A 24,336-nucleotide genomic window follows, 5' to 3' on the forward strand; every position below is an offset into this window, starting at 1 on the left:
TTGTGGCCGTTTTCCGACTGGCCTGAGCTTGCCTGAGGGTAGACGACTTTCGACACGTTTTGGCGGGATTATCCCGCCGCTGGATGGCCATTTTCGGGGTGGTCGCCAGTCAAATCCGAATCCCGATGCGATAAGGGGGTTATATGAACGGAATACATGACGTTGGCGGGATGGACGGGATGGGCCCCGTCGGCCCGACCCAATGGGAACCGGCTTACCATGCCGAATGGGAAAAAGCCGCCTATGCGATGTTTCCTTTCGCGGCGCGCGCCGGCATGTTCGGGCTTGACGAGTTCCGCTGCCATCTTGAAAAACTGCATCCTCTCCATTACCTCACGGCCTTCTATTATGAACATTGGGTAGAAGCGACCGAGCAGATCGGCGAGAAGAAAGGTTACTGGACCCAGGAAGAACTTGAAAAGCGTACCGAATATTACCTTCATTACCCTCAGGTGCCGCTGCCGCCCAACAAAGACCCGGAGCTGGTCAACTTCGCTGAATGGGCCGTCCGCAATGGTTTTTCAACCTCGCGCCAGCTGGATTCCCAACCCAAATTCAAGGTAGGCGATCGCGTGACGGTCGATGCCAGCGTGCCGAAACACCATACTCGCCGGGCGGGCTATGTCCGTGGGCGAACCGGTGAAATCATCATGTATCACGGGGCGCACGTCTATCCGGACACCACGGGTAACGGACTGCCTGAAACTTCAGAACACCTCTATACCCTGCGTTTTACCAACGCGGAGCTGTATGGCGAAGAGGCGGCTGAGCCGAACGGCGTCGTCTGTACCGATGCCTGGGAACCCTACATCACTTTGGCTAAATAAGGAGTTGACGTTATGACACGAGTGAGTCTGGCCCACACCCAGAAAACGGAGGAAGAGATCGCCGCCCGGGTCAAGGCGATTGAATCCATCCTGATTGAAAAAGGCCTGATGTCCGAGGACGGGGTGAATAAATTCGCCGATCTTTATGAAAATGAGATCGGCCCTCATCTTGGCGCGAAGGTGGTGGCGAAAGCCTGGACCGATCCCGCCTTCAAACAGCGTCTGCTGGCTGATGCGACCAAAGCCTGTCAGGAGCTCGATGTTGGCGGACTGCAGGGCGAGCACATGATTGCGCTTGAGTGCACCGATAGCGTACACCATGTGATCGTCTGTACCCTCTGCTCCTGCTACCCCTGGCCTGTGCTCGGCATGCCGCCGAACTGGTATAAGTCCATGCCCTACCGCTCAAGGATCGTGCGGGAGCCGCGTAAAGTGCTGAGCGAGGATTTCCACTTCGAACTTCCTCCTTCGACGGAAATACGGGTGTGGGATTCCAACTCGGAGATCCGCTACTGGGTTCTGCCCTTGCGTCCGGCGAATACCGAAGGCATGACCGAAGAGCAACTGGCGGCTCTGGTGACCCGCGACTCCCTGATCGGGACGGGTCCGGCCACCGCCGTCTAACCATATCGGAGGCGTCTCATGACCCCTATCATCAGCACGGATAACAGCGAACTGGCCACGGCGTTGAATCATCGCGAGGGACAGGCCCCCTTCAATAAACCCTGGGAGCTGCGCGCCTTCGCCGTCGCCGTCGCGGCCTGCGAGGCCGGCGAGTTCGCGTGGTCGGAGTTTCAGGAAGCCCTGACGGAAACGATAAAACAGTGGGAAGCCGCCAATCCCGGTTTTACCCAAGACGACTGGCGCTATTACGAACATTTCGTCACCGCATTGGAAGTGGTGCTGGCGCGGCATGACAAACTGTCGTCAAATGGGCTGGACCATCGGGCGAAGGTGATCCTGGAAACGCCGGTTCACAAACACCATGTAGCTAAATACGATCCTATTATGATCGAGCCAGCTCTGATTTAATTCCTACGGCGGGTTTCTTTGCCTGTCTAACGTATCTGTTTATGTTGTGCTCAAGCAGACCTGACAAAATCCCACTCCTGGCAATGGATAACATTGCCAGGCGTTGATCGTTTAAATGCCCGACGTTATCCCCCCGTCGACAGCGTTCGGCCGCTCTCAGCGGATTGATATGTATTGCTGGAGCCAGCAACGGCAGTACCGTAACGTCCGACTGCACACCAGTGTACACCGGGTTTGGAAAATGCGATGAGTGGGATTGAAACGATCGAACGGAAGGCTAAGTCTGAGTGAAATATCCTGCTCTCCCCTTCCCGACGTGGGCCGTGCCTGATTTATAGTTACCGGATGAATCTTATCGAGTCGATCGCGTTTCATCCGATGGGAAATCTTTTGAGGATTAGTTATCAGCTATCGCAGACAGATTAGAAGAACAGACTTGGCGATTGACCTCTCAATGTTACATTGATGAGACGTTAGAATCGATTGTTCAAATGTTGTGGCGTTATGCGTTACCACCTCTTGAGGTGAAACAATTCTTCACCATACGCAAGTAACAAAAGACTGGGATTATTGCGTGTGACATGGTCCCGTGAACCATGCTGACTTATCTACAGGCTAGCCAGTCATATAGAGCATCAGCGAAAATCCCTGAAGAAACAGCCACACCAATGGCAAAGAACCAAAACTTGAAAGCGGATTTTACAGCATCCTTTCGATTTGAATATGTGTGTATAGTGTCGATAAACAGAATGATTACCACCACGGTTATTAATATTGTCGTAAATAGCATTGACTGGTGAACCTCTCTGCTCGATGAAAGGCAACCTTACTATAAATTGGTATTTTTCAGTTTGGAATTTATTTGAAATCTATCGTTTTTTAAATTTTTCACCCCATGTTTCGCCAGTGGAAAACGATCTTGGTAGCGAGCTCAATCTTGAAAATTTCTGTGGTGTAGCCCCCCAAAAAAACTGAGTGAATGTCAATTTTACGATAATCAATTTGGACCGCCATCGAGGTCTCGAACCCCGGCTCTTACTTCCTGTCACGAAGCAATGCTCTTGCCACGTTGAGCTAATGGCGGCTGGATTTACATTTAAATATCATGGAAATATTATCACATCATGATTTCAAAAGAAAAAAAATGCCCACAGAAAAAGTAGGCAAAAAAACATACAGGTGAAGAAGAGAAAATCACTCTTGCCTGATTACCCTACTCCTATTGTTGGTAATAGATACATGTTTGATTGTTTTTTATCCACAGGTAAAGCGGGAAGCCCAGAAACGTAGACTGCGCGCTTGAAAAAGTAGGGTAGCCGACAATTTATATTCTGGGTCTGATATGACGGAGTTATGATTAGATAACCTTAACTTTAGAGTAAGCATGTATGGATACAACAAAAGAACTAAACGGCACGTAAATTTACGGGGAATCGGTGGGCTCTAGTCAAGGGGCGTTTTATTCTGGATGCTTGTTGATAAGATTTCCGACCATTTTGGTGCAAAAGATAATGAAGCAGTCTCCCATCACAACCTTATTATGCATGAAGAGGATAGCCATCATTATGAGCATTGAGCGACGTGTAATTGAACTGATTAAAAAGTATGATGGTCACATCTTTTTTGCAAAGAGATTCCTTGTAATCACTCCCGATACTGATCTAAAGCGGAACGTAAAGCTTGCCAGTGAGGATGCTATAGCTCTACTTACAGAATACGTTGAAAGTTTTGGTATCAGTACGCAAGACATAAGTTTCACTGATTATTTTCCGAATGAGAAGGGGTTATTTGAGGCATTTACACCAAAGGCACCACCAAAACCTCTAACCGTTGGTATGTTGATCGAATCCGCCAAGGAGGGCCGCTGGCTTTATGATTGATTACCAGACAAAAGACTATAAGCCTCCCGATATCGTGGGGTAACATCCCTCCCTGCCGGGGAGCTTGCGTTAACCTGCGTTCCGGGCCGCTTGCAGGGGGAATATCCGCGCTAACGTTTGAAAAACAGTCTTAGCGTGAGATATTTACCATTTTCCAAGCGGCCCTTGCTTACAGTGTTTTAATGCAAAATTATTGCGATGGCGATAAGCATCAAGATGGTGTTTTTGGCCTTTCCCCTCGCAGGTATGGGCAACATGTGAATGGCGTATTCGCCTACGTGGGAACTAGGGTGTGTCCCGTAACTGTTTTTTGTACAGATCAGCATTGTTATGACTTTGCAAAAAACACCTTTAAGCGATAAAAATCGCCCTAAAAATGCTCAGTATTCAACCAAAAATCACATTCCGGGAATGATTACTACATCACTTTTTGGTATGCAGGGAGGTTAAGGGACATACCCTAGCCTGCTTGTTGGGGCGAACGATCACCCTCTGTTGCGCCAGTAGCCAGCTCGTAGGTGGCGGCAAGCAGAAGGGAAAAAACATCCGGCGACCTGAAAACAGATGAAGGTGGTGAGCGTGTTAGAGATGCTACTTACTTGTTGATTGCTGATTTTTACAGTCCCCCTGCAGGTAACGACCACGCCGACAGTATCCATAAATAAACCATGCCGATAAGTCGGCACGGCTTAATAGTCAGACGTTCCCCCACCCGACAGCGCTGGTATCTCCGACGCACAAAGATGCCCTCAGTAGCACCACCCAGCAGGCATATCTGCAGGTAAATTCCGAGCCTCCCTAAAAACGCAAGCATTGACTACAAAGCTAAGTTCGTCACCTCCTCTCCACCATGCCGCCGACAGTGACGACGGGAACGGGCCTGAGCTTCTGCCATGTATAGCCCTCCTTGTCCGGCGGAGGCCAACTGGTCTGCTTAAGGTCCGTTTGGCATACATCCTTGACATCGGGCGAGGTGGCGGCGACATGGGCCGAGGTGACTTCGCATACCTGCCAGCCGGCGCGACTCAGTTGAGGGATGATGACAAGACTCGAGAGTGTGAAGTCCTCTGCGAGGATTGCATTTCGTCCCATGCTAGTTGCGAGAACGACGTCGCCGGACGAGCAATACAAGTACCGCCGCAGAGATGACAGCGATGACAGCGATGACGGATGCCCCAATATAGGCGTCGCGCACGCCGGCGGCAATGTTGCTTTCCCCACCAGCGCGGGTGGAGCCGACGGTCATGAGCGTGACAAGCGTCGCCGTGCCAGCTGCGCCAGCCAGTTGTTGCACGGTTGAAAAGGTCGCGCTGCCATGCGAGTAAAGCACGGCGGGGAGCGAACTGAGGGCCACAGTCATCAGAGGAGTAAAGAGAAAGGCCAAAGCGATGTGCATCACAGTGAACATAATCATCGCCGAAAGTGAGGAATCGTACTGAGCAAGCGCCAGCACGAAAGCGAACTGTGATAACGCCAGTAGAACTGCCCCGGACATGATAAGAGGACCAATACCGCCCCGATCGTACAGACTCCCGACGAGCGGTGAGAGTACCGCGAGAAGCACCCCACCAGGCAGCAGCAGCAGGCCGGTGGCAAATGGGCCGATCCCCAGCACGCTCTGCAGATAGAGAGGGAGAACAGTGAGCGTGCCGAACAAAGTCATCGCCACCAGACCGGTGACAATGATCGCCCACGAGAACTGAGGCGTCCGGAACGTGCGCAAATCCAACAGCGCAAGGTCATGATGAGCGAGATATCGTTGCCGAATGATGAATACAAGCAGGAAGGCAGCGCCAACGATAAGGGGGACCAGCGGATTAATGTGCGTCACGTCGTTCGCGGACTCACCGATGCTAACGAGCCCGAACAAGATGCCGCCAAACGCAAAAACGGAAAGAATAACCGAGAGCACATCGATACGAACGCGGCGCGTCTGGGTTACATTGCGCAAGCGGAAGATGCCAATGAGGAGCGTCGTCATAGCAATCGGCAATACTGTCCAGAACAGGAATGGCCAGTCCAATACGCTTAGCACCGCACCAGACACTGCAGGTCCGAGCGCGGGCGCTGCTGCGGTTACGATCGATATAGTGCCCATGATAGAACCCCGTCGTCGTGCTGGCACGGAGTGCATTACTGCTGTCATGAGCAAGGGCATCATAACAGCAGCGCCCGCCGCCTGCACGATACGTCCGCTCAGGAGCATGGCGAAACCTGAGGACAAGGCCGCAACTAAGGTGCCAATTGTGAATAGCGACATGGCCGTGATGAACAATTGGCGAACGGTGAAACGCTGGAGAAGGAAGCCTGAGACAGGGATCACGATCGCCATAGTGAGCAGGTATGCAGTCGTAAGCCACTGTGCTGTCGCTGCAGAGATACCGAGGTCGACAATGAGAGTTGCCAAAGCCACATTCATGATAGTCTCGTTAAGCACGACCACGAACGTCGAGACCACCAAGATCCCCAGAACAAGTTTCGTACCGGGTGCGAGACGATCACCGGAAGTACTCCCTACTTCAGCAAAGGCGCGTGGTGTCAGAATATTCCGTTCACGGTTCATTTGCTCGACACCACCACTGTTCTAGAATTATTCCACAACAAAATCAGGCCCTCAGAACGCTGCACCCAGCGGATGGGGGAAGCAATTTCTATCCAGGAGTTTCTGAATCCGCACAACGGTCCAGTTTTAGTTGACCACTTCATTTTTATCATTTTGCCCCGCGGAAATCATCATGTCTGTATAACTTTATACCAGAGAGTCACTCTACCATAGCGAACTACGCCAGCTATGCACAGAGTGTGCGACAAAGTCAACGATGACGACAGGAAGGATAAATCAGTGTGGCAGTGGCTTGGACGAAACGGACATAGTCAGTTAACCATTCGCACGGCTTCATGCTCATTGAGCAGTGAGTAAAAGCTCCGTCAATGCACATTACACAAATATTCGCTGTTATCGTCTTGCACCCGTTCCCCCATCGTTTCCGCGACCGAGACAACATCTGGCAGGTCAACCACGCAGACATAATCTCGTTTTCAAGATCCCCCCAGCCATATTACAACCCGATGCATAGCATCGGCTATGCCGCTGCTACGCGCTGACGCCCATTCCACCGGATGGGATACCATTACATTTGCCTCGTTAGCTACCAGCACAAGGGCGCAATGAACCTGATTTAAACAGTTTGCGTGTAATGCATTGCAAATGCCTCTTTAGGGTCGACTCTCATTATCAATATAAAGTAGTGTTATTCTTCACAAGTAAAAACAGGTTGTTTCCAATGGACCGTCTTACCAGTATGACTGTTTATGTTAAGGCAGTTGAACTCGGCTCTTTTACGGCAGCGGCCAATGCACTGACAATGTCGCCACAGCTTGTAGGAAAGCATGTTTCAGTACTTGAACAGCATTTAGGTGTTCGTCTACTGAACAGAACCACTCGTCAGCACAGCCTGACAGAAGCAGGCCACCACTTTTACGAGCGGGCAAAAATCATTCTTGCTGAAGTCGAAGCCGCCGAATCCTTCGCGGAAGAAGCCCGAATAATCCCCCGAGGTCGTCTTAAAATTAATGCGCCAGTAACGTTCGGCATCAATGCTCTAACACAAAAACTGCCACTTTTTATCAATCAGTACCCCGAAATCACCATCGAACTGACGCTGACTAACCGATATGTCGATCTGATTGATGAAGGATACGATGCCGTTTTTCGCGTAGGGGAACTGGCGGACAGCGGATTAATGGCGAGAAAGCTGGCGCCCTATACCCTTATGATCTGCGCTTCCCCTTCCTATCTTGCTTCGGCCTCCCCCTTGCATGTTCCGGAAGATTTGCTGCACCATGAATGTCTGATTTTCACGCATACGTCATTGCGAACGACGTGGACTTTTGAAGGCCGCGAGGGAAGCATATCTATCCCCGTGAGCGGCCGCCTGCTGCTGGACAGCGGCGAAGCCTTAATCAGCGCGGCGCTGGCCGGTTTTGGCGTGGTTATGCAGCCTTCCGAACTGGTTATTCCGCATATTGAGGCGGGCAGACTCAATGCCGTATTGCCCAATTATACAATCCCCCCCCGCCCTTTTCATTTGATGTATGCGCCGGATAGAAGACTAACCCCCAAACTGCGCCGTTTTCTGGCCTTCGCAACAGAACATTTCGGGCAAGAGACGGTGGACTCATGAGCTGATTAGGGATTTACGCCAGCGAGACATCCCAATGCAGCCCCGTGTCGGCGAGGGGGACGACTTCATTTGTCACTGCCCGCGGTATGCCGTTTTCGCTAGAATAAAATATCCGCTGAACTGCAAATAAAAAGGCGTATAGGTAAAATGTCTATCCCTGTCTCGACCGAATCTTTCCGTGGCATCGTCCATTTCGTCGCCGCCGCCAACGCACAAAGCTTCACTGAAGCTGCGGAACAGCTTGGCATTACAAAATCAGCCATAGGTAAAAGCATCAGCCGCCTTGAGCACAGTCTGGGAACGCCACTCTTTCACCGCACCACGCGTAAAATCAGCCTGACTACGGAAGGAGAGGCTTATCTGGCCAGTTGCCAGAGCGCGCTTGATATACTACAGTCGGCGGAAATAGCCTTGCGTTCAAAGCTCACGGAACCGTCGGGTCTGGTGCGGATTGATATGCCCGCCGCATTTGGCCGTTCCGTCATGCTGCCTGTCCTGCTGGATATGTGCCGGCGTTATCCTCATCTGAAACTCACGCTTACCTTTAATGACAGGGTTATCGATCCGTTGGATATGGGTTTCGATCTGGCGATCCGCTTCGGCCCTTTGAAAAACAGTACGGACCTGATCGCGCGGCGACTGAATGAGCAACGCCTGATTCTGTGCGCCTCTCCCACGTATCTGGCGCAGTACGGCATACCGAGTTCCCTTGACGAGTTGAAACAACAGCGCTGCATTATGGCCTGGCGCGGCGGTAAGCCGCTGAGCTGGCTGATTAAAGGCACCGATGGGCAGGATGTAAAGTTCAATCCATCGCCTTTTCACCAGATCAGCGACGGCGACGCCATGATTGAAGCCTGCGTGGCGGGGGCCGGTATCGTGCAATTCCCTGAATCCTTACTACGGCCTGATATTGAAGCAGGCAAGCTGGTTACGCTGCTGCCGGAGCTAACGCCTTCGGCCACGGAACTGAACGTCATCTGGCCCCGTTCGCGCCACCTTTTACCTGGCGTAAGATTTATCATTGATGAGTTGGTCAGCCTTTCCGCAGCGAATGCTTTCGGCTGATTGTAGAATTTACATCTACTCTGCGTGTTCTTTTCGCACCTTTATCAACTTGAAAGTTAGCACTAGGATAAAAGAGCCATCAGGATGACCTGACAAACCAGAATCGTTCCAACGCTGAAAGAGGATCAAATAATGCCCGTAGTTAACATCCAGATGTTCGAAGGCCGCGATGAGGCCAAACCTGCGATAGCCAAAGCCGTCACCGACGCCATTGCCGAACATGCCAATGTCGATCCGCGGTATGTATACGTTATTTTTAACGACGTGAAGACCGAGAACTGGGCCATTTCCGGTGAATTGTTTTCCGAGACGCTGAAAAAATCAGGCTGAGGATTGTTTATATCCTATCCCTTCTTGTGTCTATATCAGGCCGTTGTTCAACCGTGAACAACGGTTCTGACCCATGCGGCGTTATATAATTACCGATGAAAAGGAGGCCCGAAATGAAGATTTTCATCACCGGTTCAACAGGATACATTGGCGGCTCGCTGTCAGTATATTTACGCAGCGCCGGACACCGCATCCGAGGGCTGGTCCGTAATCCAGATAAGGCCGGACTGCTGACGGCCAGAGGGATCGAACCCATTCTCGGCGACCTGAACGACAGGGAGTTGCTCACCCGCGAGGCACAGCAGGCCGATGCCGTCATCAATGCCGCCAACAGCGATGACCGGAATACCGTGGAAACCTTATTGACAGCGCTTCGCAGCAGCGGCAAGCCGCTCATCCATACCAGCGGAACCAGCGTTATCGCCGATATGAGTGATGGCAATAAAGTCAACGACACCAGCTTTGATGAGAACAGCGCGCTGCTGATAACGCCGGAAAAACAGGCACGCAGGGCGATTGATGAAAAAATACTGGCAGCACAGGGAATACGCGGCATAGTTCTGTGCAACAGCCTCATCTATGGGGAGGGAAAGCTCCCAGGCACCCGCAGCGTACAGATCCCGCTGCTCATTAATCAGGCTAGGGAGAGCGGCGTAATGCGCATCGTTGGAAAAGGCGTGAATATCTGGTCGAACGTCCATATAGATGATCTTTGCGAACTTTACCGGCTGGCGTTGAAAAATGCGTCATCAGGCGCATTCTATTTTGTCGAGAATGGAGAATCATCCTTTGCTGAATTAGGGACGACGCTGGCGAAACGTCTCGGCGTCCAAGGGCCGGAAAGCTGGTCGATTGAACAGGCTGCACAGGTATGGGGTCAAACCCGGGCCCGCTACTCATTAGGTTCCAACAGCAGGGTCAGATCGGTGCGCGCCCGCGAGGAACTAGGCTGGAAACCGCGACATAACTCCGTTATCCAATGGATCCTGACCGAAATGGCTATCGAATAGCAACCCGTTGCCCGGCGAAAGAACGAAGAGACAGGGAGCCCCGGTTCAACCCCATTAGTTCATCCCCTACAAAACGTTTGCAGAGTCCAATCCAAATGACGCTTTATCTGCCGGAGCACCGCTGGTTATCATCACATGGAATCCATTGTTTTATATCGAATTAGCAATTGATGTCATACCATTAGCTTAGGCAATTAAATTAGCATACCGGAGAATTTATGAGTCTGATACGCACCTTACCTTTTTCTCTCGGCTTGTTCTGCGCCGCTGAATTTTTTTCCGCCGGCGCCGCGGCCAGCCTTGCCGTCGGGAACTTCACGCTTTCCGGTGTATCACTTGAACAAAGCGCGTTCAAAGGCGAGCCGGCGTTTAAAATGACCATGCCTTCTTCGGCGATACAGGATCCAGAAAAGGAAAAACTGGCCGACCGAAATTTTATGGCATGGTTGCCGCTTGATTTTGGCGACGGTGTGGTGGAAGTCGATGTTGCTAGTCAACTAGTGGAAAAGGCTCCGGCCTACGCCAGAGGGTTCATCGGTTTGACTTTCCGCATTGACAGCGACGGACGCTTTGAAAGTATTTATCTGCGCCCCACGAACAGCATTGCGGAGGATCAGGTTCGGCGCAATCACAGCGTTCAGTATGTCGCTTACCCTGATTACAAATTTGACAGACTCAGACAAGAATCGCCGGAAAAGTATGAAAGCTATGCCGAGCTGGGCATGGAGCGCTGGATACACATGAAAATTGTCGTAACCGGACAGAAGGCAGTACTCTATCTGGACAGAAAAACGACACCGTCATTAATCGTCAACGATTTGAAACTGGGCGCAAACCAGCGAGGCGGAGTTGGTGTCTGGCTAGAATCAGGCACAGTTGCTTTTTTCCGCAATTTAACAGTAACAGCTGCAAAGTGAAGCAGATAAAATGCATTACAGACACAAGAGATATTACATTAAAAACATGATTTAAAGTCAATATATAAACAACATCAGCGACTTAACTGATTGATCGTATGATCGACAGTAATGTAGCTTGACAACACCGAAACGATACTACATCGTTTCGGTGTTATACTTTTATTAATCTGCGATAAGAAATTCGATGGAGCATTAATGCCCAGAAGCAAAACAGAAAACATTCGCAACGCCTTCTTAACTGCAGCAAGAGATGTCTTTCTTGAAGTCGGTTTTGCAAACGCGACAATGGACGCAATAGCAGCAAGCTCTGGTAGCGCAAAATCGACGCTATACCGCTATTTTGACTCGAAAGAGTCGTTGTTTTCTGCATTGATAACCAAGGCATCGCAAGAACATGATGGCGAAATAATCAATTTTTTGTACCGTAGCGGACATGATCCTCAATTTAGTGCCCCTTCAGGGAACGCTATAGATTCGCTGAATTTTCCCGATCATGAAGAAGACTGCCAATACGCACTAATCAAATTTGGACAGTACATCCTTACCAGTTTTCATACGCCGCAGTCACTTGCCGTGCGGCGGATGATGATTGCTGCCTCAACAAACCCTGATGTGGGCCGGTTATTTTACCAGCAAGGTTCCGCGCGGGTAGTTTACCATCTTGAACAATATTTCAACCCATTGATTGAGAAAGGCTATTTCCACAGTTCGGATCCCCATGTTGCCGCCTGTCATTATTTTGGCTTACTGGAATCTGAGATAAATGAAGCAGGCTTATACAATGTGACTGTTCAGCTAAGCGAAAGACAAATATCGGATATTGTTTCACGCGCGGTAGAAGTCTTCATGCGTGCTTATGTGCACAAATTTCCTGAGTAAAAGATTTAGCTCTCCCACATCAAGTTATTCAAAAAACAATCACCACTGTAGCCCCAAATTACGGGACCGTATTGTTCAGGGGCAATGCTGGTAGCAATCGATCCATCGGGGAGAGCGATTTTAATACGCGCTCATATGGCTTCCGTCCGGAACTTAGTGTCCACCAGCGATCCGCACGCTAGAATTACAACTCACATTCTGCAGAGAAACGCGGGGATACAGGGTTATTGAGGGAGACCTGCCCCATTACTTCGATACTGTGCATCATCGATTACTGAACCGCCCCGGTTTTCCGGGAGAGTGTTTTGTCTGTGAACTCAGGTGACCAGATCACCGTTTCCGATGGAAGCGTAGTATGCCTGTTCTGCTTCTGCCGGCGGAATATGACCCAGTCGCTCCAGTAATCGTCTGTTGTTATACCAGTCCCCCCACGCTAGCGTGGCTAACTCCACTTTGGCGCGGTTTTTCCAGCTCTTACGATAGATCACCTCCGCTTTATAAAGTCCGTTGATGCGTTCTGCCATCGCGTTGTCGTATGAGTCGCCCGTGCTTCCGGTCGATGCCAGAAGTTCTGCTTTATATACAGACTCCTGGATATCGTTCGCACCACCATCATGGACGAGTGTACGATTCGCTATATTTCTCTCAACAGGTCAGAAGATGCAGTACCACATACTGCAGATACATCAGTCCCCACCGATTTCGTATTGAGGCTGATTATCCTCCCAGATGTACTACTTTACAGCTATTCTGCAATCAAAAGGAATGAATCTGGCTGGTCATCCCCGTAAATACCCGATGACATACGTAACCACATGAGAAGTGACTGCTCCCCGCCGTATACGGCGGGGAGCAGTCACTATTTTTACAAGCAATTGAGATTAACGGCACTCAGTCATCGGCAAACAGCGATGATTTACCACCACACCTCTGCCTGAGCACCAACGGTAAACTGATCTTTTTTATCGTCGTTAAAGGTGAATTGAGTTATCTCGTTATCAAAAGACTTCAGATAAGTAGCAAAGAAACGAATTTCCGGGCGCGAGGTTAACATGCTGGGGCCCACCTTCAGGGTGTGGAACAGCGTCATTTTCAGTCCCGACTCACGATAGCTCTCCCCGTCTGCTTTGTTGCGCTGATCGAACCACCCCAGCTCAACTCCTGTCTGGTTAAAGGTGTCCCAGATATAGGCTGGACGCATCACCGCGCGGGTAGAGTGGAAGTCGGTGTGAGCACCTGTGTAATAGTCATAGATGTCATTGCCTGCGGCATACACGAGGGCATGTGCGATGACAACATTCGGCAACAGGTAGTTTTCCCCTTCCGAGAGCACGCGCCAGGCCGTGCCGTTCGTGTGTTCACCATAATACTGACCATTGTAGCCATAGAGAGCGCTGGAATCGGTTACCAGCCCCATGCCACTGGCAATGGAGTTGTTCGCCATTTGAGCGGTCAAATAGGTAAAACCGCCGTTTTGCCAGTTTTGTGTTAGCCTTGCCCCAGCGTGCCAGGCATCTTTCACGCTGTAGTAAGTCCCATTATTTTCATCGCGCTTATTCTGGTCTGTCTTGTTGGCGGCAGAATAGCGACCAAAGAGATCCAGAGTGGCTTTATTCCATAATGGCATCCCGGTGTAACGGGCATCGACAGTATTGGTATTGATCTGCTGGGTCTGATCCATGCTACTGTCGATGGCATGCGCATCCAGATCTTCTCTCACCAGTGCGACATTAACCTTACCCGGCCCCAGTTGCCAGTTTTCCAGCCCAATACCGGCGGCGGAGTCTGACTTGTGGTATTTGAAGTCAAGCATCTGGATTTCAAATTTCGGCAGCGTATGTTTACCGACCCAAAAATCCGCCTCCGGCGCGAAAGGCAGAAAACCTCGCGTGGTCAGATAGATATCGGAAAATTGCAGCAGGTTATCGGAGGTACGGTCAAACCAGCCAGCACTGTATTGTCCGCCGACGTTGCCATCCAGCATCACCACCGCTTTAGCCGTTTTAATACCGTCATGATAAACGCGCTGCGAAAGTTCAAGGTCATACCAGGAGCTGTTTTCCTGACCGAAGCGCCCCAGTGAGCCAATAGCATAGGATTTCGCCGCCCCCCGGTTACCGGCCGCATAGCCAGAGCGGAAATAACCTGAGTAATTAAAACCGATATCCTCTTTCACATATTTACTTATGTCTGCTAAAGTCATCGAGGCAACATCAGAGGTTATAACCGAAACAGACTTTGTTTCATTTCTCGCCGTAGTGGGCAGGTTAGCCGATTCGTATTTTTTTAACTGTGCTTTGGTCGCATCCAATTCCTTCATATTAGAGGAGAGCTGATTTTCGAGGATAGCCACACGTTCTTCAAGCGTCAGCGGTGCGGCATAAAGCGCATTCGCCACAAATAAAGAAGAGGCACTTAATGTAAAGAGGTAGAGCACGGGTTTAATGTTCATATTAATCCTATAATGAAAAACTTATTTAGTTATTGTTTACAGGCGTAATGGGCGCACAGGTGATATAACCTATGATGGTCGGTCTTATTATAAAAAAGGGTTGTACCGCTAAAAGTTCACAATACAACCAGATGGAACAAACAAGGGTTAATTCAAACCTGAAATCCCTGTTTCCAGTAATTTAATTTGCAGCAAAGTTTCATCATCTTTCACTAATTTTTCTTTGCCGTTAATAAGGGTTTCATAAAGCGCGTCATAATAGCGGGCATAATCGCCCTGCTCTGTGACCACTTTTTCTTCATGATAGACACCAGTATTATCCATCCAGGTCAGCACGCCGTAATCTTCAGGAGCATCTTGCCCAAAGTCGACGTTATCGGGCATATAAAAGAGCTTGAGATGATGCTCCTGCTTATCTTTGCTGTACTTGATAAACATCCCTTTTTTTCCGTATGCCACAAAGCTCGGGCGCTCTTTGACACGGAAGTAGCTCGATTTCACTGAGACCTTCAACGTGCCGTAGTACATATCCACATCGAAATAGTCATTCATACGCCCGTCGCCCAGCAGTTGGCGAACATCGTAACGGACGTGATCCGGTACACCAAAGTACGAAATCACCTGGTCGAGGGTGTGACAGCCGTGACCATACAGATATGAGTTAATCGCACTAAACTCTTTAACCGATTCAGGAACAGACGGACGGTAATAGTCATAATGCATTTCTACTTCGAGTAAATCCCCTAGCTTGCCGGATTCAATGACTTTTTGGGTGGTCAGAAAATCACTGTCAAAACGGCGATTCTGATAACACTGCACCATTAATCCTTTCTCTTTCGCCACGTTAAATAAGGTTTGCGCCTCTTCCTCAGTATGAGTAAAGGGTTTTTCAACAACGCAGTGCTTTCCGGCCTGTAATACCTTCAAGGCAAAGTCATAATGCAGTGCAGACGGCGTACTGACCACCACCACCTGTATTTCCGGGTCGCCCAGCAGCACATCCAGATTATCGGTGTACGTCACACCCGGTAATTGGGGCCATCTGTCCCGACTTGCGGTGGCAGAATAAATGGTTTTGGTGAGGATTTTATCCGCACGCGAAAGAATAAACGGCAGATGATAACGGTTAGCGCTTTTGCCATTGCCGATAAAGCCAAGAATTAATTTCGTTGTCACTGTTTCACTCCACAATCAGTTGTTTTTTACCACTTTCAATCATCCGCGTTGCAATGGTGCTTACATCAAGTAGGCGTGCAGCAGCTTGATAATCCAGTGTGTCGATAATGCAAATAAAGGTCTGGAATTCATAAAGCAGGCGATGTTCACGACGATTAAAAGTAAACTGCGCGCGATCACCGTTATTCAATACCATATCAAAACCTGTCATTTGGTTAACCGGCAGGGGTATTTGCACATTACCTTTATCTCCCTGAATTAGGGAGGTGGTCGGGGCTTTACAGTCTTTTGCGGCAATGCAGACACATTTAAAGTCGCCGTAATCGAGCAACATCATGCCGCTGGTATCAATGTTGTTATGCACGTTGGCAACGTAATTGACCGCCTTCGGCTCACCAAACAGTCCGGCGACGAAATGAAGGTTATAGACATTGATGTCCATCAACGCCCCGCCCCCCTTTCTGACATCAAAGGCCGGGTGGACAATGCCTGCCATAAAATCATCGTAACGCGAGGAGTACTGGCTGTAATTCAGCGTCACCAGTTTAATGTTGCCGATACTAGCCAGCTGCGACTGAAGTGATAAATAGGCCGGCAGAGAATGGATATTCATCGCTTCCAGCATGATGACATTGTGCTCTGTGGCCAGCCCCTTCAGAGTACTAAGCTCATCCATACTGGTGGTGATGGGCTTTTCGATAATGACGTGTTTACCTTTTTGCAGCGCCTTGCTGGCAAACAGGAAATGCAAATGGTTCGGCAACGCCACATAAATCGTGTCGACATCGCTGTCCAACATGGCCTGGTAATCAAAAAAAATGTCGTCAATCTGGTAGCGTGTCGCCAGCTCACGTGTTTCATCTTCCGTTTGCGGCGTACCTAAAATCGCAAGAGCCCTAAAGGGCAGCTTGTGGACCGTCAAGAGCCAATCTTTGACGATCATGCCCGTGCCAAGAATGCCTAATTTCATCTACCACCTCGTTGTGTCCCCCGCAGAAGTGCAGTTGGATTAGTAAAATCAAATCTGCTTGCTTAAAGCTCAACACCGTTGGAATGGATAACGTTCTGGTACCAGTAAAAGGATTTTTTCTTGTAGCGCGCCAATGAGCCCTTCCCGTCGTCATCGCGATCGACGTAAATAAACCCGTAGCGCTTGGATAGTTGAGCTGTAGAGGCACTGACCAGATCGATGCAGCCCCAGGTGGTGTAGCCCATGACCGGTACACCATCGAGAATGGCCTCATGGACCTGCTCCAGGTGTTCACGCAAATACTGGATGCGATAGTCGTCATTGACCGTGGGTTCGCCCGCACTGTCAGTTATCAACACATCCTTCGCCCCCAGGCCGTTCTCCACAATAAACAGCGGGATCTGATAGCGGTCATAGTATTTGTTTAAGATGTAGCGCAGCCCCTGCGGATCAATCTGCCAGCCCCACTCACTGGCGGCTAAGTGCGGATTTTTAACACCGCCAATTAAATTCCCTGTAGCTCCATCGACACCGGTCTGCACGGTTTCGCAGGTACTGAAGTAATAACTGAAAGACAGAAAATCGACCGTGTGAGTCAAGATCTGAATATCGTCTTCTTCAATCTGAAGATGAATACCCTGCTCACGGAAATAGCGCTTCATATAGCCGGGGTAATAACCGCGCACGTGCACATCGGCAAAGAAATCATTGCGGTGGTCGGCGTGCATACAGGCCATCACATCATCGGGATTTGGGGTCAGCGGGTAAATGGGCAGACTTAAAACCATGCATCCAAATTTTGCCTGCGGCATGATTTCCCGGCCAATCTTCGTCGCAAGTGCGCTTGCCACTAATTCGTGGTGCACCGCCTGATATAAATCTTGCTGACTCAGCTCATTCTTAGGCGTTTCGATGCCTCCACTCATCAGGGGGTGATGTAACACCGAGTTAATTTCATTAAAGGTGAGCCAGTATTTCACCTTGTGCTGATAGCGGGTAAACACCGTGGTGACATAGCGGGCATAAAAACTGATCAGCACCCGGTTCGCCCAGCCGTTATATTCCCTGGTCAGATGCAGCGGTGTTTCATAATGCGAAAGAGTTACCAATGGCTCAATGCCGTATTTATGGCACTCGTCAAAAAGGGCGTCATAAAACGCAAGTCCCGCTTCATTGGGGTGCGGTTCATCACCATTGGGAAAGATACGCGACCAGGCAATTGAGGTGCGAAAAATCTTAAACCCCATTTCGGCAAAGAGTTTAATGTCTTCTTTATAACGATGATAAAAATCGATCCCTGTAAGCTTCAGGTTATCTTCCGTCGGCTGTGCCGTCATCGGTCCCATCACCCCTTGAGGGGTGACATCCTGGATACTCGGCCCTTTGCCGTCAATGTTCCAGGCCCCTTCACATTGGTTGGCCGCAACCGCGCCGCCCCACAAGAAACCACTTGGAAATGTCATGTTTTACTCCAGTAAGAAGAAAGGGTTAACGCTGTAACTGACGCTGGACGTCAATGATTTCCTCAATCAGCTCACGTGCCAACATGGAGGTCATGATGTGATCCTGCGCATGGACCAGCACCAGATTGACCTGCACCTTGCCGCACCCTTCGTCCAGACCAATCAACATGGTCTGAACATCGTGCGCACGTTTTGAGGCTTGCGCTGAGGCAGAAAGTTTCGCCGCTACCTGCTCCCACTCGCCACGTTTGGCGGCACGCAGAGCCTCCATCGCATAGCTGCGCGATTCCCCTGCATTGATGATCAATTCCATTACCGTTGATTCCATATCCATGTTCTGTCTCCACTCAATATAAGAAGGCGGGAGGAACGGCTTATGCCGTTGCCACTTCCTGATCTTGTTCCTGCTCAAGAAGCTGCTTTTCGTAAATTTTGAAGAAAGGCAGGTAGATAAATATGTCGATAACAATCAACGCCACAACTAACAGTGTGTTGTTCATGACCCAACCAGCCCCCCATGCTGCGCCAACCGGAGCGGGCGTGGTCCAGGGAACTAGCGAGATCACTTTGGCAATAAGGCCGCTGGTGGTGGCAAACCAGGCGATGACGGCGTTCACCACCGGGGCGATAATGAAGGGGATAAAGAGCACGGGGTTCATCACCACCGGGCTCCCAAAGATGACCGGTTCGTTGATGTTGAAGCAGACCGGCACCACCGACAGCTTACCAATAGCACGAAGGTGCACCGCTTTACTGCGCATGTAGAGAAGAACCAGCGCCAGGGTGGCACCTGAGCCACCGAGATTGATGAAGAAAGCCCAGAATGCTTCAGCGAAAATGTGCGGAATAGGCAAACCGTTGGCTAGCGCCGTCTGGTTCAGTCCGAGGTTGATCAGATAGAACGGTTGCAGAATGCCGACGACAATCGCCCCACCGTTGATGCCTGAGAACCACAATACCTGGCAGAGTAAGACCGCAATCAGAACCGCCGGTAAGGAGTCCGCCGCCGAAATCAGCGGGGTGAAGGCAGTCATGATGATCTCCGGCAACAGCATGCCAAACTGATGCTGTAGCACCACGTTCAACGGATAAATCGTGCAAATAATAACAATCGCCGGGATTAGCAGATTAAAGGAGTGGCGAATTTTATCCGGCACCTGTTCTGGCAACTTAATACCGATGTTATATACCTTCAGGATGCGGACCAGTTCGACGCAGAATACTCCCACCAGAATCGCGGTAAAAATCCCCGATCCGCCGAGGAAGGCCGCGGGGAGTGAACCCTCTTTATAGGGCGACGAGATCAGGAGAAAGGTCATCAGGGAGAGCATTGCGCAGGAAAAAGTATCCTGCTTGTAGGTTTGCGCCAGGTTATAAGCTATCCCCGCACTGATATAGCAGGCCATGATCCCCATCGTCATGTGGTAGGGGGTCATGATTTCGTTAAAATACTCTTGGGCAACGGATAACCACAGCTTACCAATAAAGAACGAGGTATCCGGCGAAAAAGGCGGAAAAGCAAAAATAAGTAAAAAAGAGCCAACGATCATAAAGGGCATAGCGCCAATAAAACCATCGCGCACCGCCATTATATGGCGTTGTGTTCCGGCGATAGCGGCAACGGGCGTGATTTTATTTTCAATAAAATTAAAAAATGCGTTCGACATAATAATACCCTGTAAAATTATTGCACTGGGTTGGTTTTAGCGTCGCGGATCAGTTTCAGTGCATCATCAAGGATTTTTTCGCCTTTGAGCATGCCGTAATCCATATTGCTGATAATGGCGATAGGTTTACCTTCACGCTGCGCAATGATTTTAAATTCCTCAAACTTATATTTAATTTGTGGTCCTAACAGACAACAATCAAAATGTGGAATGGTCGATTCAAATTCTTCCATCGCCACGGCAATAATTTCCGCCTCAATACATTTAGAACTGGCAACTTGTTTCATTTTATTTACGACGATACTTGTCGACATACCAGCCGCACAACACAGGAAAATTTTGTTCATCGTTCAGCCCTCTTTTTATAGAAAGATAAGTAAGTGACAAAGGCGATCTATTTCAACCACGACACATTAGATGAACCGGTGGGATTCCCCTGTACACCAGAGTATCTGGTAAATCGTGTATGTCCTCTCGGGTTACATGCATCTGTATGACATTTGCATACTGGCAGCACGGACAAGGGGATTCCGTGATAAGATACGCAAAAAAGATGGAGCACTTACAATTCATTACTTATTTGTGATAAAAATCACATAAAATTAAGTATTCACTTAATTTATTTCGCAATAAGTTGTTTTTTAACTATACACAGGTGCATTGTTAAGTGTTTTTAAGTGAATGAATGGAAGGCTACATTGAGAACACAAGTATCCGGCCTACCAATCGTCCATGTACGCAGACAACGTTATCAGATAATATCAATCGGCTATCCTTACATATAAAAAGAATGGAATATGTTAATGACACAAGAAGAACGGTTAATCGAGTTAGAAGAGCTAATCAAAATGCAGGGAAAAGTGACTCTTGATTACATCTGCCAGCAATATAATATTTCGTCTGATTCCGCTCGCCGGGATTTAGTTAAACTTGCTCAACTCCCGCATATTATGCGCATCCGTGGCGGCGCTATTCTGGCAGAAAAACGTGTTGAATACCCTTATGTTAAACGTACACAGTGTAGCCCTGAAAAAGCACTACTTTCAGCTTGGGCTGCAAAAAACATTAATGATAAAGATATCATTTTCATTGATGCCGGCACCACATCTGTGGCCCTTGCTCGCCAATTACCCTCATCGGTATGTGTTATTACAAACTCTATTGAAGTACTAAGTGAGATTATTGGAAAAAAAGGGATCAGCATATCCATATTGGGAGGGGGATTTGATGATTACTCTCATGCTATATTAGGCAATACAACCATAGAGCAAATTAAAAGATACCATGCTGACAAAGCTTTTATTGGCGTCAGCGCATTATCTGAAGCAGGAATAACAACAGATACGGAACTTGATGCACTGCAAAAAGTAGCCATGGCGAAACAGTCAAAAAAGGTTATCTGCATTACCTCATTTAGCAAATTCAACACTCAACTGATGTATCAGTCATGCACCTGGTCGGACATTGACCATATTATTACAGATAAACTCCCCCCACAAAACATACTAAAACTTATTGAAGCGAATGATGTGGAACTGATTGTGGTGAACGAGAAAACTGTTGACATAGATAAGTATAACTGAAACTCCCTAAATTTTTTGAGCAACCCAATTCAAAAAATCCGGATAATAATTGTTACACTGAATGTCTCTACAATAAACGTGAGCATTTCTGATTGTGACTTTTTTAATTCAGCTTATATTCCTTTTTAAGGAATATAAGCCAGTGGCATAGGGCTTGCATTTCACAATTCATGAATGATGTCTAGCTCAATATCATGTTTTAAAAAAAATCACTAAAATTATCGTATGCAGGATTGGTTACTGAATCACCCCGGTTTTCCGGGAGAGTATTTTGTCTTTGAACTCAGGCTGCCAGATCACCGTTTCCGATGGAAGCGTAATATGCCTGTTCTGCTTCTGCCTGCGTGATATGACCCAGTCGTTCCAGTAATCGTCTGTTGTTATACCAGTCCACCCACGCCAGCGTGGCTAACTCCACTTTGGCGCGGTTTTTCCAGCTCTTACGATAGATCACCTCCGCTTTATAAAGTCCGTTGATGCTTTCTGCCATCGCGTTGTCGTATGAGTCACCCGTGCTGCTGGTCGATACCAGAAATTCTGCATACTTAAACCGATGCGTGTACGCCAGCGACACATGCTGGGAGCCTTTATCACTGTGATGGATAGTGCCACCGCAGGGGCATCTGAACCACAACACCTGCGCCAGGGCGTCCAGCACGAACGTCGTTTCCATCGACGACGAACCCCATACTACCGGCGAACACGTCGATAATGAAGGCCACGTATGCAAAGCTCTGCCGGGTGCACATGTAGGTAAAATCAGCCACCCACACCTACTCCGGCCGTTCTACCACGAACTGGCAGTTCACCCGGTCACCTGCGGCAACGTCTTTCCGGCTAACCATGGTGCGCACTTTTTTACCCCGGCGCACACCAGCAAGCTCCATGACCTTCATCAGCCTAGTGATCGTGCATCTGGCCACGCTGATACCCTCCTGACGCAACTGGCGCCAAACTTTGCGTACTCCATATACACTGTGGTTTTCATCGTACACCCGCCGTATATCCACCTTCAGTCGCTCATCGCGCTAGTGACGCAGGCTGCGTTTCTCCAGATGATGGCGAATCCAGGTGCGGAGCATCTCCGGCGAGCAGCCAATCTTTGGGGCAATGGAGTTGAAGGCTGCCCATAATTAATGGTATTCGCTCTGACTTTCCAGAACCATACGGACGGCCCGCTGACGGACCTCAGGGGAAAAACGCATATTTTTGGTCATCCTGTTTACCTCTCTCAAAAAGTTTAGTCTCCAGGATTTCCGGGGCAGTTCAGTTTATCGTCACCTGACTATAACTCCGGCAGGCCCAGTTTCAGGAACAGACTGTTTGGTAATGCCATATTCAGCCCCGGACTACAGCTTATTCGCCAGAGACTGTGGCAGCTTCCCACCGTCTGCACCGCAAGCTCTTTCCCTATTCCGCGAACACGTAACTCTTCGAAGCGCCTGCGGCTTGTTTTCCACTGTTTCCACAGGACGCAGCGTAGCCTGCTCCTTATCCACATGTTTAGCGGGCGCATCAGCGACGGCCACTGGTTCAGACCGTAGTAGCTTTTCCATCCCGTCAGGTATCGCTTCAACGGCCGGATTAGCTGCTCCAGACTCCTTCCCGTGTTACGCCCCGTCAGCGCCCTTACCCGCGTTTTGAACCGCTTTACCGACTCCGGCGACACCACGCACCACACCTTCCTGCCCGTTCTGAAGCTATAGCCCAGGAACTTACGCGTGTCAGGGCGCGCTACCGCACTCTTCTTCGCGTTGACCTTCAGCTTCAGCTTCCGGCTCAGCCAGCGCGTCAGCCCCGCCATCACACGGTTACCTGCCCGTTCACTTTTCACGTAGATGTTGCAGTCATCTGCGTAACGAGCGAACTTCAGCCCGCGTTTCTCCAGTTCCCTGTCGAAGTCGTCCAGCAGCAGATTCGATAACAACGGCGACAGCAGTCCACCCTGCGGCGTCCCTTCCGTCATCGGCATTACCAGCTCTGCTTCCATCACGCCTGCTTTCAGGAACCCGTAACTGTGCTCAGAGAACATGCTGTCCCACTGCCTCTGCAACACCTGCATCGTCGCCTGCTGGACAAAGCGATCCACCACCGCCGGAATACCCAGCAGGCGTTCGCCGCCGCCGGGTTTCGGGATGGAGACTCTTCTCACAGGGGATGGGCGGTAACTGCCGGACAGCAGTTGCGCTTTCAGCTCCAGCCAGTGATGCTTCAGATAGTCCGGCAGTTCGCTTGCGCTCATACCGTCTACACCTGCCGCGCCTTTATTGGCCTTTACTCTTTTCAGGGCTTGCCTGAGATTGACGGGTTCACAGATGGCTTCCATCAGCCATGCGGTTGACGGCGGACTTTCTCCATTCGTCGGTGCCTGCACGGTTTCAGCCCCCTGACAACGACCTTCCGGGGCCTCACCCCGTCCTTCCGCTATAGGGGCGCAATGCGTTTTCTGCTGCATGACCGGTCAGAACCTCTGCTGATACTCGTCACTCATTACCGTTCGGGCCTTCAGACAACCTTGTCCTACTATGCCCTCTGCTGACTCCTGTCCGCAGGTCAGCGCACCTTGCGATGCACCCAGTTCTGAATGCAGAACGCTGGACAGGCCTCCCGGGGTAAGCTCTGCCGCTTTCGCCACACACCTGCCCAATCTACCACCCCGGCTCTTGATGGTTATGGTCTTTGCAATCATTGGCTTGCTCCGCCAGCCGGGTAGGTCTTGTATCGGGTTTCTGTTCGTCAGGTCATGGTTTTGCTCCACGCTTCCTTCAGACCCCGCCTCACGACGACGCCCTTGCGCTTCGCTAGTCCTTCGCCACCATCAAGCTGGACAGGGGACTTTCACCCCCTAGCTGCTGAGCATGCCCGGCACACCACAAAAAAACCGGCCGGAGCCGG

Annotated in this window: 20 protein-coding genes, 1 tRNA gene and 3 pseudogenes; 12 read left to right on the forward strand and 12 right to left on the reverse strand. The window is 49.8% G+C overall.

Annotated features, from left to right (window positions below):
* Positions 1–143 precede the first annotated feature (143 nt).
* Genes nthB through ABRZ26_RS11415 form a run of 3 tightly spaced genes read left to right on the forward strand, consistent with a single transcriptional unit; the run spans position 144 to position 1,859 of the window.
* Entirely contained in the window at positions 144–827 is a 684-nt protein-coding gene (gene nthB / locus ABRZ26_RS11405) for a nitrile hydratase subunit beta (protein WP_085689560.1), read from the forward strand.
* Between the two features lie 12 nt (positions 828–839).
* A complete protein-coding gene (gene nthA / locus ABRZ26_RS11410; RefSeq protein ID WP_150437361.1) occupies positions 840–1,451 on the forward strand; it encodes a nitrile hydratase subunit alpha in 612 nt (203 codons plus the stop codon).
* An 18-nt stretch (positions 1,452–1,469) separates the two neighbouring features.
* Positions 1,470–1,859 carry a nitrile hydratase accessory protein gene (locus tag ABRZ26_RS11415; RefSeq protein ID WP_150437360.1) on the forward strand — a complete coding sequence of 130 codons (390 nt, stop codon included), beginning with the start codon at positions 1,470–1,472 and terminating at the stop codon, positions 1,857–1,859.
* Positions 1,860–2,862: 1,003 nt separating this feature from the next.
* Here ABRZ26_RS11415 and ABRZ26_RS11420 read toward each other — a convergent pair.
* A tRNA-His gene (locus ABRZ26_RS11420) sits at positions 2,863–2,943 on the reverse strand.
* A 481-nt stretch (positions 2,944–3,424) separates the two neighbouring features.
* On the opposite strand from ABRZ26_RS11420, the gene ABRZ26_RS11425 reads away from it, so the two are divergent.
* Entirely contained in the window at positions 3,425–3,739 is a 315-nt protein-coding gene (locus ABRZ26_RS11425) for a DUF1493 family protein (protein WP_172290888.1), read from the forward strand.
* Positions 3,740–4,832: 1,093 nt separating this feature from the next.
* On the opposite strand, the gene ABRZ26_RS11430 is transcribed toward ABRZ26_RS11425, so the two are convergent.
* The gene (locus ABRZ26_RS11430) at positions 4,833–6,302 is read right to left on the reverse strand and encodes a DHA2 family efflux MFS transporter permease subunit (protein ID WP_150437358.1); all 1,470 of its coding nucleotides are present in this window, start codon (positions 6,300–6,302) and stop codon (positions 4,833–4,835) included.
* Positions 6,303–7,023: 721 nt separating this feature from the next.
* Between ABRZ26_RS11430 and ABRZ26_RS11435 the strand changes: the two genes are divergently transcribed.
* From ABRZ26_RS11435 to ABRZ26_RS11465, 7 genes and pseudogenes are all read left to right on the forward strand, one after another.
* Positions 7,024–7,923 (forward strand): LysR family transcriptional regulator, encoded by a 900-nt coding sequence (locus ABRZ26_RS11435; protein WP_150437357.1) that lies wholly within the window; start codon positions 7,024–7,026, stop codon positions 7,921–7,923.
* Between the two features lie 147 nt (positions 7,924–8,070).
* The gene (locus ABRZ26_RS11440) at positions 8,071–8,991 is read left to right on the forward strand and encodes a LysR family transcriptional regulator (protein ID WP_150437356.1); all 921 of its coding nucleotides are present in this window, start codon (positions 8,071–8,073) and stop codon (positions 8,989–8,991) included.
* Between the two features lie 132 nt (positions 8,992–9,123).
* Positions 9,124–9,321 (forward strand): tautomerase family protein, encoded by a 198-nt coding sequence (locus tag ABRZ26_RS11445; protein WP_150437355.1) that lies wholly within the window; start codon positions 9,124–9,126, stop codon positions 9,319–9,321.
* Between the two features lie 113 nt (positions 9,322–9,434).
* Positions 9,435–10,331 (forward strand): NAD-dependent epimerase/dehydratase family protein, encoded by an 897-nt coding sequence (locus ABRZ26_RS11450; protein ID WP_150437354.1) that lies wholly within the window; start codon positions 9,435–9,437, stop codon positions 10,329–10,331.
* 218 nt (positions 10,332–10,549) lie between these two features.
* Positions 10,550–11,248: a hypothetical protein gene (locus ABRZ26_RS11455; protein WP_223881676.1), complete on the forward strand. Its 699-nt coding sequence runs from the start codon at positions 10,550–10,552 to the stop codon at positions 11,246–11,248.
* Between the two features lie 198 nt (positions 11,249–11,446).
* The gene (locus ABRZ26_RS11460; protein ID WP_150437353.1) at positions 11,447–12,130 is read left to right on the forward strand and encodes a TetR/AcrR family transcriptional regulator; all 684 of its coding nucleotides are present in this window, start codon (positions 11,447–11,449) and stop codon (positions 12,128–12,130) included.
* Between the two features lie 52 nt (positions 12,131–12,182).
* Positions 12,183–12,407 (forward strand): annotated as a pseudogene (locus tag ABRZ26_RS11465) (group II intron reverse transcriptase/maturase); the annotation flags it as partial.
* A gap of 40 nt (positions 12,408–12,447) precedes the next feature.
* Here the strand turns inward: ABRZ26_RS11465 and ABRZ26_RS11470 are convergent.
* The 8 genes and pseudogenes from ABRZ26_RS11470 to ABRZ26_RS11505 all read right to left on the reverse strand — a co-directional run.
* Positions 12,448–12,705: pseudogene (locus tag ABRZ26_RS11470) on the reverse strand (integrase core domain-containing protein); the annotation flags it as partial.
* 341 nt (positions 12,706–13,046) lie between these two features.
* Positions 13,047–14,582: a carbohydrate porin gene (locus ABRZ26_RS11475; RefSeq protein ID WP_150437352.1), complete on the reverse strand. Its 1,536-nt coding sequence runs from the start codon at positions 14,580–14,582 to the stop codon at positions 13,047–13,049.
* 147 nt (positions 14,583–14,729) lie between these two features.
* Positions 14,730–15,758 carry a Gfo/Idh/MocA family oxidoreductase gene (locus tag ABRZ26_RS11480; RefSeq protein WP_150437351.1) on the reverse strand — a complete coding sequence of 343 codons (1,029 nt, stop codon included), beginning with the start codon at positions 15,756–15,758 and terminating at the stop codon, positions 14,730–14,732.
* A gap of 4 nt (positions 15,759–15,762) precedes the next feature.
* A complete protein-coding gene (locus tag ABRZ26_RS11485) occupies positions 15,763–16,728 on the reverse strand; it encodes a Gfo/Idh/MocA family protein (protein ID WP_150437350.1) in 966 nt (321 codons plus the stop codon).
* A gap of 62 nt (positions 16,729–16,790) precedes the next feature.
* On the reverse strand, positions 16,791–18,191 hold the full coding sequence (locus tag ABRZ26_RS11490) for a glycoside hydrolase family 1 protein (protein ID WP_150437349.1): 1,401 nt from the start codon (positions 18,189–18,191) through the stop codon (positions 16,791–16,793).
* Between the two features lie 25 nt (positions 18,192–18,216).
* A complete protein-coding gene (locus ABRZ26_RS11495; RefSeq protein WP_150437348.1) occupies positions 18,217–18,525 on the reverse strand; it encodes a PTS lactose/cellobiose transporter subunit IIA in 309 nt (102 codons plus the stop codon).
* 40 nt (positions 18,526–18,565) lie between these two features.
* Positions 18,566–19,858 carry a PTS sugar transporter subunit IIC gene (locus tag ABRZ26_RS11500; RefSeq protein WP_150437347.1) on the reverse strand — a complete coding sequence of 431 codons (1,293 nt, stop codon included), beginning with the start codon at positions 19,856–19,858 and terminating at the stop codon, positions 18,566–18,568.
* Positions 19,859–19,875: 17 nt separating this feature from the next.
* Positions 19,876–20,205 (reverse strand): PTS sugar transporter subunit IIB, encoded by a 330-nt coding sequence (locus tag ABRZ26_RS11505; protein ID WP_319604373.1) that lies wholly within the window; start codon positions 20,203–20,205, stop codon positions 19,876–19,878.
* A 456-nt stretch (positions 20,206–20,661) separates the two neighbouring features.
* Here ABRZ26_RS11505 and ABRZ26_RS11510 point away from each other — a divergent pair, with 456 nt between their 5' ends.
* A complete protein-coding gene (locus ABRZ26_RS11510; RefSeq protein WP_150437345.1) occupies positions 20,662–21,441 on the forward strand; it encodes a DeoR/GlpR family DNA-binding transcription regulator in 780 nt (259 codons plus the stop codon).
* 283 nt (positions 21,442–21,724) lie between these two features.
* Here ABRZ26_RS11510 and ABRZ26_RS11515 read toward each other — a convergent pair.
* Together ABRZ26_RS11515 and ABRZ26_RS11520 are read right to left on the reverse strand one after the other, a co-directional pair.
* Positions 21,725–22,658, reverse strand: a pseudogene (locus tag ABRZ26_RS11515) (IS3 family transposase).
* A 68-nt stretch (positions 22,659–22,726) separates the two neighbouring features.
* Entirely contained in the window at positions 22,727–23,896 is a 1,170-nt protein-coding gene (locus tag ABRZ26_RS11520; RefSeq protein WP_172290887.1) for a reverse transcriptase domain-containing protein, read from the reverse strand.
* Positions 23,897–24,336: the final 440 nt, after the last annotated feature.

It is taken from the genome of Brenneria sp. L4-2C, from assembly GCF_040240335.1.
Classification (GTDB): domain Bacteria; phylum Pseudomonadota; class Gammaproteobacteria; order Enterobacterales; family Enterobacteriaceae; genus Brenneria.